The following is a 12,488-nucleotide window of genomic DNA, read 5'->3' as shown; positions in this document are numbered from 1 at the left end:
GCTTTCGCAACATGGACTACTTCGCCACCATGATCTACCTGACCTGCGGCAAACTCGACATCAAAGCCGTCACCACCACCTGACCATCACCCACCACAAACAGCGAATAGCCCGTTTTGGTTTCATTCGCCGACGTCCTGGGCAGGCAGCGCAGCATCGAAACGATCACCAGCACCGTCAGCAGGTCGATGAGATGGAACGACCATCGCCATCCGAATCGTTGGGCGATGAACGTGCCGACCGGCACGCCGAACACCGCGGCGATGGAAATGCCGGAGAACACCCATGAGATGAACTTCGCCTTGCGTGACTCATCGACCAGATCCGGTGCGAACGTCATCGGCACCGCGACCAGCGGGCCGCTCACCGCGGCGATGATGATGCGGCCGACCAGCAGCATGGGAAAGTTGACGGCAAATGAGCACAGCACATTGCCGGCCAGGAAGATGAGCGTCAGCACAAGCAGCGCATGGAACCGGTCGAAACGCGCGGACAGGGCCGCGCCTATCGGTGTCATCGGTGCATATATGAGCGCGAATGCGGACACCAGCATGCCCACGGCGGTCAGGGGGACGCCGAGGTCCGATGCGATTGGCTGCATCGCACCGACCACGATGAATTCACTCAATCCGAGCAGGAATGTCAATGCAACGAGGGTGACGACCGGCACGGTGAAGAACCGATCGTTCTCGGATGAATGCGATGTCGAAGGCGTGGTCATCTCAAGTTCTTTCGTCATACTATCGAAATCAGCGAGCTGTGATTACGAATGGTTACCGATGTAAACACTGGTAGATACTAGATTTCTTCAACAACCGACATGACTGCCATATATGAAAATCGACTCAAGTACTATAGAAATCGTGACAGATAGCGTAACGTCAAAAATGCCGCCCGCCGCCGCGAACCCGTTGACGGTCTTCTCCGATCTTTCCGAAAGACCGCACTACAACGTGCCCGGCCTGCCGTTGTACGCACGCAGGGACCGCCTGAGCCGTTACGGGTACCGCATGGCCTGCCACTGGCATCGCGATCTGGAATTCATCCATGTGGTCAGCGGGCGCACGGAGCTTTTCGTCAACGGTTCGACGATTACGTTGGGACCGGGCGAAGGAGTGTTCATCAACTCGCGCCGTCTCCACTACCTGTTCTCCGACCAGGCCATCGACGCGCGATTCGTATCGGCGGTAATCGATCCGCTCCCGTTCGAGCAAATGCATGCCGGACTTGCCAAGGCGATGTTGGACAGCATGGGCGAAGCCGCCAGCGATTACATACTCCTGACGGCGAAAAACCCTGCCGATCGCCCGCTGCTGTTCGGCATCGACGATTTCGAACGCGCCATGGCCGGCGCGGCTAGCCAGACGCTGAACACCCTGGAAGCCATATCGCAGGCCGCCCAACTGTGTCTGCTCGCGTTGGACAGGATCACAGTCGATTCCGACACGCGTGAGACGGAGGCGCAAGGCCGGTCGTTGCGCACGTTCCTGCTGATGGCGGCGTTCATCCACACCAACGCGGCGAGGAAGATTTCACTTGACGACATCGCACAGGCCGGCGCGGTCAGCCGCAGCGTATGCTGCGATCTGTTCCGCACGCACGCGGCACGCACCCCGACCGATTATCTGATCGATTACCGCATCGCCAAAAGCCGCGACCTGCTGTCGTCAAGCGGGATGTCCATCGCGGAGATCGCACGGGATTGTGGCTTCTCCTCCCCCACCTACTTCAGCTACGTGTTCCGTACGCGCATGCATTGCACACCACGTCAATACCGCGACCGCGAAGCACTCGGTTAGGTCTGGTCTGCCTCCATAGCACTAAACGACCGAAAAGGTATCGCCCATCCCTCCATTCTCGCTCAATGAGAGCGATTCGCCTCGACCGACTGTGCGTCCAGCAGGAGCTGCCCCCATTTTTCGAATTCCTTGAGGGCAGGGATGATGGCATAGCCGTTGGCGGTGAGCGAGTATTCGACGCGCGGCGGCACCTCGTTGTACTGCGTTCGACTGACGAGACCGTATTCCTCGAGATCGCGCAGCGTATTGGTGAGCATCATGTTGGTGATGCCGAGTGCGCGTTTGATCTCGTTGTAGCGTGCCGCACCGCGTTCGCTCAGCACGTACATGACCGGCAACTTCCATTTGCCTTCGATGGCCTTGAACGCGTAGCCGATGGCGCAGGTCGGCGAAGTGAGCCCGGCCTCTGCAGCGGTTCCGACCGTCTTTTCGGCGTTCCTGCGTGAAGTTCCGGCATCAGCTTCCCCGGTCGTCATACGATCACTCATGGTTTCTCATCCTAACCGTCTCCCCTGCCACAACGTCTCCAATTCACAAAAATCAGTTTTTTATTCTAAGAACGAAAAGTATATGTACTAATACATACTGTCCTTATACACCTTATACAGCACGGCAGGTCGAACGACCACGCCACGCAACCCATGGAAAGGAACACCACCATGAACAAGCACATCCTCGTCCTGCAAGGCAGCCCAATCAAAGGCGGCAACGCCGACATGCTCGCGGACGCGTTCATCGAAGGCGCCGAGGCGGCCGGCAACACCGCAGCCAAACTCGACATCACGGCCATGAACATCGCGCCGTTCACCGCGTTCGATCAGCCGGGCGACGATATGACCATCGTCATGGAGCAGATGAAGGCGGCGGACGGCGTCGTGATCGCCACGCCAACCTATTGGATGCAGTTCTCCGCGCAGCTCAAGGCGCTGATGGACCGCATGCCCTTCGACGCGCACGACGATCTGGCAGGCAAGGAGTCGGCGCTGCTGGTCGCCGGAGCAAGTCCCGAGGAGGTGCTTGCCAAAAACGTGCTCGCGTATTACGAGATGTGCTTCGGCGAGAGCCTCGGGTGGAAGATCCGCGGTTCAGTGCTCGCCGCCGGCGTGTTTGCACCCGGCCAAGTAGCTTCAACGCCGTATCTCGACAAGGCCCGAGAACTGGGCCGCGAGTTCTAAATCCGTACACGCTGTCCCGTGTGCCCCGATCGGCACATCCAGCGCACATTCCAATCCCCGCATATTCCGGATCCACGCATACACCATGCGCGCATACCACGAAAGGAAACAAACCATCATGCAGATCGCTTTGATCACCGGCTCGGGTCGCAAAGGCAACCTCGGCTACGAGACTGCCCGACAGCTCGGCGAAGCTGGATATCACGTCATCCTCGCCGCGCGCCGCCCTGAGCTTGCACGGCTCACGCAGGAGCTCGTCGACGCTGGCATCAACGCAAGTTACGTCGTCATGGACATCACCGACGAAGCGTCCGTCGCGGCGGCCGCCGCGGAAATCGGACGTCGTTTCGGCCGGCTCGACGTGCTCGTCAACAACGCAGCGTCCATGCGCGCCGGAGAATCCGTCGAACGGCAGGACATCGCCGAAATGCGCGCGGTATTCGACACCAACGTGATCGGCACATGGATCGTCACGAAAGCGCTCATTCCGCTGCTGCGCAAGTCGGAACACGGCCGTATCGTCAACGTCTCCAGCGGTGCCGGCTCGTACGGCGATCCACAGTACGGGTTCCTGCACGGCTCGATGGGCATCCCCGCGTCCGGCTACGGCATCTCGAAGCTCGCGCTCAACGGGCTGACAATCAAAACCGCGAAGGAGCTCGACGCGGACCATATCCTCGTCAACGCGGTCTGCCCGGACATCACCGACACGTTCGGTTCGGACATGTGGGGCCGCCCGGTCGAAGTCAGCGCGAAAAGCGTCACCTGGGCCGCGACCCTGCCCGACGACGGCCCAACCGGCGGCTTCTTCCGCGATGGCCAGCCACTGCCGTGGTGACGGGCGTCGTACAGCACCGAGATGAATAGACAATGACGGCGACGGACTGTCCGACCATGCAGTCAGCCAGTCCGTCGCGTGAAATATCACTGCAGATACGAGGCACAGACCCGCTCGCAATAGTCCCAGATGCGACGTTCTCCTTCCTCGGAAATCCATTTGGCGTTGATACGCTTGCGGCGCATGTTGCCCCAGAATTCACCGCTCACTCCCTCGACGGCAGGCGACGTGGCCATCAGTACACCGGTGCGTGCGCCGTGCCGGGCGGTGCGGATGAACGGCAGCCACAGGATGAGCAACGGCAGCATCCACGGCGTCGTGCGGATCGATTCGCGCTGCAGCGCGGTCGCGGCCGACCCGGGTTCCACGGTGTTCACGGTGACGTTGTGCACACCGTCTGTTTTGAGTCGCGCATCGAACCGCCGCATGAGCCACCATACGTACAGTTTCGAGAAACCGTAGGCGCGCACCATCGAATAGTTGTGTTCCAGTTCGATGTCGTCGAGTATCGGCCGCCCGGCCTGGCGGTAGGATTCGCTGGCGACGGTGACGATGCGCGCCGATGCGCTGCGTTGCAGCATCGGCAGCAGCAGACTGGTGAGCAGGAACGGCGAGAGTGTGTTGATGGCGAACGTCTTCTCATGTCCTTCGGCCGTCGTCTCGCGCACGGAACCGAATTGCCCTCCGGCGTTGTTGACGAGCACGTCGAGATGGTCGTATGTCGCGTTAATTTCGGAGGCAAACCGTGTGACTTCGCTCATCAGCGATAGATCGGCAACGTAAGCGCGAATATCGCGGTTGCCGGTCTGCTCAATAATCCAGTCGCGGACTTCCTGCGTTTTGCTCGGGTTACGACCATGCATGAGGATGGTATGACCTTGCTGCGCGAGTGCGAGGGCAGTTTGTTTGCCGATACCGCTGGAGGCTCCGGTGACGAGGATGATTTTCTTGTTACCCATGATTATTGTCTTCCGTCGCTATGATGTAACAGTTGTGACATCATCGACCATAATCGTCACGAAACAGCGCCCGCAAGCCGCACGAGCACGGCGATGACAAAATGGAAGGAATTGTGACATGGCACAGGCCGACCACATCGACAATCAGAGCGACGACCAGACCACCAATCGCCGCCTGGCCACGTTGCATCGCAACAACGAAGAATCAAACACATTCGTGCGCAAATGCATTGAAGCGGCGCTCATCCAGCTGATGGAAACACGAACATTCGAATCGATCACTGTTACCGACATCGCACGCCGAGCCGGTGTCTCCCGCAACGCCTACTACCGCAACTACGCTTCCAAGGAGGCTATTCTTGACGGTTTTCTGAATACGGTGTTCGAGCAGGTCACGCTCAGTCTGCTGCAATATGATCCGATGACGCAGACGCGCGAGGCATGGTTGTCATTGCTCGCCAGCGTTCGCGTCATCGCGCCGCAATACCGGTTGATTCTGCGCGCCGGCCAAGCGAATCGTATTCGGGAAGGGATGCGGGCAAGCATGAATCGCAGTGCCGCCCGCCATGAGATCGGACCGCGCTATGCAGCCTGCTATTGGACCGGCGCGATATGCGAGGTGATCGACCAGTGGGTGCTGCATGACATGGATGCACCCGACGAAGAGTTGGCCGACATCATGACCGATCTCATGCTGCACGGCGTGGCCACCGCCGAGCGCTACGGCACCGGCTGCCAAACCGCTTACGTTGAAACAGCTCGACAACCGGTGCAGATATCTTACTGACGCCCCTTGCGGCGACGCGGGGTGAGTGCGGCGGGGCCGTGCTGTTTGAGGGCGAACAACAGTGCGCGCAGGCCTCCGATACGTGGGTCCGGGGTGCGACCGCGGCCGATGCGATTCATTTGCAGTTCGAACCAGCTGATCACGAGGATGCCGCCGAATGCCTTGTCAAGTGACTTGATGCCGGTCGTGATGCGCGGTAGTTCCACGCTTCCGCGCCAGCCGTCGCGGATGATGTGATTCGGCAGGTCAGGCACCAGCGCGAGCGGCCGTGCAATGCCGATCATCTGTGTGATGCCTTCGTCGAGCGCACGCTCCATATCATCCGCGTTACGGAAACCACCGGTCAGCGCAACCGGCACTGCAAGCTCACCTTTAACGCGTCGCGCGAAGTCGGTGAAGTAGACACCACGACGGCGATCCTCAGCCGCACCGCTGTTGGTTTGGATAACCGGTTTGGCATAAGTGCCGCCCGAGATATCGATAAGATCGACACCACGGGCTTCGAGCTGCTTCATAACCCAAATGGATTCCTCTTCGCTGAATCCGCCCGGCACCCCATTCTCCTCGTTGACTTTGACGGCAATCGGCACGTCGGACGAGTTGAGTTTCACCGCAACCGGAAAGTCTGAGCCAACGGCATCGCGCACGGCGGCGAACACATCGAACAGGAATCGAGCACGGTTTTCGAGACTGCCGCCGTATTCATCAGTGCGTTGGTTATCCAGCGGCGAAAGGAACTGGTTAATGAGATAGCCATGCGCCGCGTGAATCTCCACACCAGTGAATCCAGCCTTCTTAGCGATTCGTGCAGTGTTGGCAAATCGGCGGACAATATCGTGAATCTGTTCACGAGTCAGTTCAGTCGGCTCAGCGAAGAACCGACCATAGTCGCCGTCAACCATGCCGGCGCTTGGCGCAACCGGGTGCGAATTGATAGTCATGGGCGATTGACGGCCGGGATGGTTAATCTGCATCCAGCAATGCGCGCCATTCTCCGTACCTGCGGCAGCCCAGCGGCGAAGCACCGCAAGATCACGCTCATCCTCGACGGCAACGTTGCCAGGTTCACCGAGTTGCGTTCGGTCGACCATCACATTGCCGGTGACGAGCACGCCAGCCCCTCCCCTCGCCCATTCGCGGTACAGGCGCACGTGCGCTTCGGTAGGTGCGCAGTCGCGACCGGCAAGCGCCTCATTCATCGCGGATTTATAGAACCGGTTCTTCACAGTCACACCGCAGGGCAGGGTCAGAGGTTCAGCGAGCGCGGTTGTTTTCACATCGTTTGCCATGATTCCAATCTTTCCAATCGTCTATATTTTTACATCTGTCTAAAAAATAACATATATTTAGACATCTGCAAAATTATGGACGATAGACTATGCTGAACAATCATGAAAAAGGATCTCAACGCCAAACTCACGCGCGGCACTCAGCGCACGCTCGACGCGTTCTTCGGCGCAATGACCACACTGTTGCAAACCAAGTCCTTCGCCGACATCAGCGTCAACGAACTGTGCGAGGCCGCCGGCTACCCACGCGCCACGTTCTACAACTATTTCGAAGACCGCGATGATCTACTGAACTATTGTTGGATTGCGCTGGCCCAGCAAACGGATTCCGCCAACCTCGCATCGGTCGAATCCTCGCAGCGAGTGGATGTGGCACTCGATTCGATGGCCGATCTATTGGAATCCAACGCAAACCTGCTGCAGACAATTCTTCAGCACAATTCGCCCGAAGGTCCGCTATTCTCCAGCATGCACACGTTCATCGAGCAGCGCGCCCGCGAAATTATGGCCGCCTGCATCGATCGAGACCGTTTCAGCCTGCCAGCTGAACTGGTTGCCGACCATTACGCGAACACCCTCATGCTCGTACTCGATTGGGCGTATCTGCGAGGGCACACACTCGACCGCGAGCAGCTCCACACTTACGCGCATATGCTCCTGCGCGGCGTGGAATAAAACAGTACTTATAGCAAAGGCGGCAGCCGGAGGAGACTGGCTGCCGCCTTATGCGGTCAAGGTTACGGTGCGGGCCCAGGGCAGCGGGCCCGCACCTCCTTTCTTCTATGTGATTCACGCGGCGGCAATGGGCAAGCCGCGCGAATCACAAATCTTCTTATGCCTGAACCTTGGCGCTGCTGGCATCTTGGCGACGGACCACGAACCGGCGGATTACCAAGGCTTCGAGTCCGATCAGCACCACACCGAGCACCGCGTCGGCCACGATCAGGGCAATTTGCCAAGCTGGCATCGGGTCGGCCGGTTCGCCGTCCGCGTATCGCCAGCTGTTGACCGTCGTGTACAGGATGTTGTGCACGGCGTTGCGCATGGCAATCAGCGAAGTGGCGGACTTGTCGGTCACGTGGTTGGTGGTTTCAGTGGAGGCGAGCATGATGTCGGTGTAACCGCGGATCGCCTGATCGGCGGTCTGGTAGCCGTAGTTCGTGCCGGAGAAGTAGTCGGTCTCGAGCATGCCCTTGAAGCCCCATTCGTCGCGCAGCACGGTCTTGTTGAGACCCACGTGCGCGCTGGCGTACGTGTTGCCGATGTAGTTGAACGCACCCATCATGGCCTGAGCATCGCCATCGGCCTTGACGACCTCCTCGAACGGGCGCAGGTAGATTTCGCGGATGGCCTGCTCGTTGGACCACGTGCACAGCTGACCGTTGCGTTCGGTCTCCTGCTCGTTCAGAGCGAAGTGCTTGGTGAAGGCGTACACGCCGCGGTCGGCGGCACCGAGCACCTGTTCGGTTGCGAGTCCTGCAGTCAGCACCGGATCTTCGGAGAAGTATTCGAAGTTGCGGCCGCCGAATGCGGAACGATGGTTGTTGATGGAGGGCGCGTACCAGCCGGACACCTGCATCTCGTGCGCCATGTCGCCGATGGTTTCGCCGTACTGGCGGGCGAGGTCCTTGTTCCACGAGCAGGCGAGCGCAATGTTGGCGGGCAGACCAATGGAGCTGACACCGGTGAAGTTGTCCTTCAAGGCTGCAGGGCCGTCCACATCGGATAGACGAATCTTGCCGATGGACTTAATGGCTGCGTTCTGGTAGCCGCCATTGGCGATGATGTTGTCCATTTCATCGAAGGTGAGCTGGTCGAGCAACTGATCCCACTTGGCGTCGTCGTAGTCGGCGCCGCGCAGATCAATCAGTCGCAGACCGTTCTTGGCTCCGGTGGTGGGCATTTCATCGTCTGCGTTGTCGAACTGGGTGGGATCGTAGTTGCCGATGTTGTAGAACGTGGACTTTACCTCGTCGGACATCGAATAGTCGGTGGGCGCGGCGGTGGCCTCGTCATAGTTGGCGAAGTGGCCGGCGCGGCTCAGATACGTCACATCGCCTTCCGCGTCGTCGAACACGTTGGTGGCCACAATCTGGTCGCCGTTGTGCGTGTTGCCGTCCGTGTTATAGGTAATGGTTTCAGGCACGGTGACGGTGGCCGAGTCAATTACGTTATGGGAGTCCTCGTTGATGGAGATCTCATAGTCGCCGCCTTCGAGCACGTATGCCTTGGCGTTCTGATAGTCGTAGGAAGCCATGTCATCGTCATCGAATTCGATGGACACGGTTTCGGATTCACCAGGCGCAAGTTCCTTGGTCTTTTCGTAGGAAACCAGGTTTGCCGTGGACTTTTCGATACCGCCATCGGTGTACGGCGGGTTGTAGTACACCTCAACCACATCCTTGCCGGCCGCGCTGCCCGTATTCGTCACGGTGACGTCAAACGATACCTTGCCATCCACGTACGTCACATCGCCCATCTGCTGATCGAACGTGGTATACGAAAGTCCGTAGCCAAACGGGTAGCGCACGGCGGCATCATAATCAATCAATCCCTCATCGGCAGCGGTTTCGTAGAAGCGATAGCCCACGTAGATGCCTTCCACATAGTTCACGAACTTCGGCGAACGCACGCCTCGCGCGGAGTCGACTTCAAATTCGGAAACGTTGTCGTACTGGAAGGCTCCGAAGTTGTTCCAGTTCGGGGATTGAGTCAAATCGTCGATAAACGTGTCAGCAGTACGACCGGACGGGTTGACTTCACCGGTCAGCACTTCACCGAGCGCTTCAAAGCCGGCCTGACCGGGGTGAGGCGCCCACAGCACGCTCTTAATCTGCGGGTAGTCGTTGAGGAAGCCGAACTCGAACGCGTTGGCACCGTTGTAGACAAGCACCACGTTGTCGAAGTTGGAGGTCACGAGGTCGATCATGTCCTTTTCGGACTGGGAGAGCTCGAGGTAATGCGTGCCTTCGGGGGAAGTCCTTGTACTCACTGGAGTTGTCGTTGTAGACCACACCGTCCTTGTTCATGTCGGTAGGCAGGTCGAGGCCTTCGCCGCCGACGCGGCCGATAACGACCATGGCGGTGTCGGAGAAGTCCTTCGCGTCGTTAATCAGCGTATCCGTGTAGGTCGAGGCGGCCGGTTCGGGTAGCGTCCAATCGGCGGAGGTAACGGAAATCACGCCACGCTCAGTGCTGTAGTCGGTGTAGAACTTGGTCAACTCATCGTTGGTCTGATAGCCGGCATCATGCAGACCGTCGAGCAAAGAGGTAGTGTCGTAGGCGTCGGAAAGTGCGCCGGAGCCGGTGCCGCCATAAATCGGATTGGTGGAGGCCCAGCCAAACACGTTGATATTGCCGGCGGCAAGCGGCAGCATGTTGTCGTTGTTCTGCAGCAGGGTGATGCCTTCACGTTCAATGTTTACGGCCAACTGATTCGTCTTGTCGATGGTTTCCGCGCTCAGCTCATGCTTGGTAGCGGTGGCCATGGTAATCATGCTGTTGAGCGGACCGGTAAGCATGATGGTAATGGACGCGATTACCGCCACGGCCGTGACCACCCAGGAGGTGGAGTGGGTGAGTTTGCGCGCGGCACCGTCCTTGACCGTACGCTTGTTGACCGCGATGGTCAGGATAATAGCGAGCGCCAAGAACACGGCGATGACGCCGAGTTCGACTGCGATGGATTGAACGACTGCAATGACGTCATCCATATTGATATCAAGCATTGCTGCCCTTTCTACTTTGATGGTGTCACCGTGCTGCCCCGCACGGTTTGCTATGGTGATATCGTCTGCGATCACTGGCTTTCGTGAACGCTTGTGATGGATTTCATTGTCCGAAAACCGGCATGCGAAAGATAATGTCTGCAACGAATGCACATCCATACGCAACATGAATATATGATTCTTGAATCTGCCGGAATCCCTGTGATTACAAGGGTTATCAGGCTTTGGCTCACGAGTTTGCTCCAGCACGAACCACTCACCTGCCCGATAACCTGTCGTTTTCGGCGCACAACCTGCATCGACGAATGCCCTTCTCTCCTTTCCATGTTCTCTAGGCGTCCCATAATCTCCTCGATTATCGATTCATTGCTTATAGATCAGGGATATCTCGATTACGAGGGGCTGATTACTGTTTCCAGGGACATCTATCTGCGTTAGCAGGGGCTGTTGCCCCTAGTAAATTCCCTTCAAAATGGCGGAATAGCGTTGGAGCATGGTCGAATTCAGCAGAGAAGCAGCCCCTGCTAACGCAGATAGACCTCCCGCGCAGCTCAAATCAGCCCCTTGTAAGCGAGAAACACATCCCATACCGTCAATTCGCTGTGCGTTTGATTAGAACGATACGGAATGGCAGCAGGATAGACAGTGTGGCGGCGAAGAATGCGGCGCAAATGGCCGCGGCATGGATCGAGCTCAGCGTGATCGTCATGCCGCCAGCCGTCGTACCCACAGCGATGCCGACGTTGCCGAAGGCGATGGACATGCCATTGGCGAATTCAGGGGCTTCGGGCATGGCATCGGAACCAGTACAGCATGGTGCCGTCTGTACGACCCGCAAGCAAAGCTTGACCTTGGCGGCATCGCCAAAGGCTGGATCGCGGACCGTCTGGCCGGGTCGCTGCAGGCGGCCGGTTTCGAGAATTTCCTCATCGATCTCGGCGGCAACACCCTGATGCACGGCAGGCGTTCATCACACCACGGTTGGCCCGTCGCTATTCCCAACCCATGCTGCAATGCGGAGAAGTCGAATAGAACCCTGATTCCCCTGACCGTTCCGCCAGACGTTTCAATCGTCACCAGCGGCACATGCGAGCGTCGGTTCGTCGCAGATGGCATCACATATCACCGCATCATCGATCCACACACGGGATATCCGGCACATACTGACCTCGCGAGTGCAACGATCGTCGCACGCAAGTCGCTGGATGCTGAGGGGTATTCCACCACCCTGCTCGCACTCGGCAGCGAACGCGCGTCTCAGTTCGCAGCCCGGCATCCTGAAATCCTCGGCGCACTGCTGATTCGCAACGACGGTACTGTATTGCGCGTTGGCAGTATGTAGCGCCACATCGCCCGACTTGCATTTTGCAAGGTACCTTGTATTATTCTCAAGGTACCTTACGAATACAGCGACGACCAAGGAAATGGGATAGATGGCAGACGAATCAATGAACAATTCCACAGACGCTTCCCAAACGGACGACCGCGCGCTTGCGGAACTGTTCTACGACGTGGCGCGCATCAGCCACCAGCGCAATCTGCGACGCAACAACTCACCCGCCTATGCCAGCGGCCAGTCACGCTGTCTGCTCACCATCAGCGGCCTCAGCCCGGTCAGCCAGCGCCGACTCGCAGCGATTCTCGGCATTCGCGCGGCATCCTTAAGTGAATTGCTCGCCAAAATGGAGACTCGCGGATGGGTTACGCGCACCCAGCATCCTGATGACGCGCGCACTTATCTGGTCACGCTCACCGAGGAAGGCAAAGCCGAAGCGTTGCGCAGACGCGCGACCGAAAACGGCTCCTCAGGAGAACTGCTGGAATCATTGACCCGCGAGCAGCGCGAACAGTTTGCCGATATTCTCACCACTATTCGCGAGCACTACCAAGAGCTAGACAAGTAAACGCACGCA

At 58.3% G+C, this 12,488-nt stretch carries 10 protein-coding genes and 2 pseudogenes; 7 read left to right on the top strand and 5 right to left on the bottom strand.

What is annotated here, in order from left to right; all coding sequences use genetic code 11:
- Positions 1-133 precede the first annotated feature (133 nt).
- A pseudogene (locus AC1AY0_RS11080) lies at positions 134-721 on the bottom strand (MFS transporter); the annotation flags it as partial.
- 112 nt (positions 722-833) lie between these two features.
- Here AC1AY0_RS11080 and AC1AY0_RS11075 point away from each other — a divergent pair.
- Positions 834-1,799 carry an AraC family transcriptional regulator gene (locus AC1AY0_RS11075; RefSeq protein ID WP_476526414.1) on the top strand — a complete coding sequence of 322 codons (966 nt, stop codon included), beginning with the start codon at positions 834-836 and terminating at the stop codon, positions 1,797-1,799.
- A 62-nt stretch (positions 1,800-1,861) separates the two neighbouring features.
- Here the strand turns inward: AC1AY0_RS11075 and AC1AY0_RS11070 are convergent, their stop codons facing one another.
- The gene (locus AC1AY0_RS11070) at positions 1,862-2,287 is read right to left on the bottom strand and encodes a winged helix-turn-helix transcriptional regulator (RefSeq protein WP_476523730.1); all 426 of its coding nucleotides are present in this window, start codon (positions 2,285-2,287) and stop codon (positions 1,862-1,864) included.
- A gap of 171 nt (positions 2,288-2,458) precedes the next feature.
- Between AC1AY0_RS11070 and AC1AY0_RS11065 the strand changes: the two genes are divergently transcribed.
- Together AC1AY0_RS11065 and AC1AY0_RS11060 are read left to right on the top strand one after the other, a co-directional pair.
- Positions 2,459-2,974, top strand: coding sequence for a flavodoxin family protein (locus AC1AY0_RS11065; protein WP_476523731.1), 516 nt, complete (start codon positions 2,459-2,461; stop codon positions 2,972-2,974).
- Between the two features lie 118 nt (positions 2,975-3,092).
- Positions 3,093-3,812 (top strand): SDR family NAD(P)-dependent oxidoreductase, encoded by a 720-nt coding sequence (locus AC1AY0_RS11060; protein ID WP_476523732.1) that lies wholly within the window; start codon positions 3,093-3,095, stop codon positions 3,810-3,812.
- Positions 3,813-3,898: 86 nt separating this feature from the next.
- On the opposite strand, the gene AC1AY0_RS11055 is transcribed toward AC1AY0_RS11060, so the two are convergent.
- Positions 3,899-4,771, bottom strand: a complete 873-nt coding sequence (locus AC1AY0_RS11055) for an SDR family NAD(P)-dependent oxidoreductase (protein ID WP_476523733.1) — start codon at positions 4,769-4,771, stop codon at positions 3,899-3,901.
- A gap of 118 nt (positions 4,772-4,889) precedes the next feature.
- Between AC1AY0_RS11055 and AC1AY0_RS11050 the strand changes: the two genes are divergently transcribed.
- Positions 4,890-5,558, top strand: coding sequence for a TetR/AcrR family transcriptional regulator (locus tag AC1AY0_RS11050; protein WP_476523735.1), 669 nt, complete (start codon positions 4,890-4,892; stop codon positions 5,556-5,558).
- Here the strand turns inward: AC1AY0_RS11050 and AC1AY0_RS11045 are convergent.
- Positions 5,552-6,847, bottom strand: a complete 1,296-nt coding sequence (locus tag AC1AY0_RS11045) for an NADH:flavin oxidoreductase/NADH oxidase family protein (RefSeq protein ID WP_476523736.1) — start codon at positions 6,845-6,847, stop codon at positions 5,552-5,554. The two genes, AC1AY0_RS11050 and AC1AY0_RS11045, sit on opposite strands and share 7 nt — an antisense overlap.
- 102 nt (positions 6,848-6,949) lie before the next feature.
- Between AC1AY0_RS11045 and AC1AY0_RS11040 the strand changes: the two genes are divergently transcribed.
- Complete coding sequence (locus AC1AY0_RS11040) at positions 6,950-7,522, top strand: TetR/AcrR family transcriptional regulator (protein WP_476523737.1); 573 nt, start codon at positions 6,950-6,952, stop codon at positions 7,520-7,522.
- Positions 7,523-7,679: 157 nt separating this feature from the next.
- Here the strand turns inward: AC1AY0_RS11040 and AC1AY0_RS11035 are convergent.
- A pseudogene (locus AC1AY0_RS11035) lies at positions 7,680-10,575 on the bottom strand (glycoside hydrolase family 3 protein).
- A gap of 682 nt (positions 10,576-11,257) precedes the next feature.
- On the opposite strand from AC1AY0_RS11035, the gene AC1AY0_RS11030 reads away from it, so the two are divergent.
- Both AC1AY0_RS11030 and AC1AY0_RS11025 read left to right on the top strand, forming a co-directional pair.
- Positions 11,258-11,917, top strand: a complete 660-nt coding sequence (locus AC1AY0_RS11030; protein ID WP_476523739.1) for an FAD:protein FMN transferase — start codon at positions 11,258-11,260, stop codon at positions 11,915-11,917.
- A gap of 91 nt (positions 11,918-12,008) precedes the next feature.
- Positions 12,009-12,479: a MarR family winged helix-turn-helix transcriptional regulator gene (locus AC1AY0_RS11025; protein WP_476523740.1), complete on the top strand. Its 471-nt coding sequence runs from the start codon at positions 12,009-12,011 to the stop codon at positions 12,477-12,479.
- The last annotated feature ends 9 nt before the right edge of the window (positions 12,480-12,488 follow it).

Source organism: Bifidobacterium sp. LH_416 (assembly GCF_056357055.1).
The sequence above is the reverse complement of the archived record's forward strand: the minus strand, read 5'-3'. Positions and strand labels throughout refer to the sequence as shown.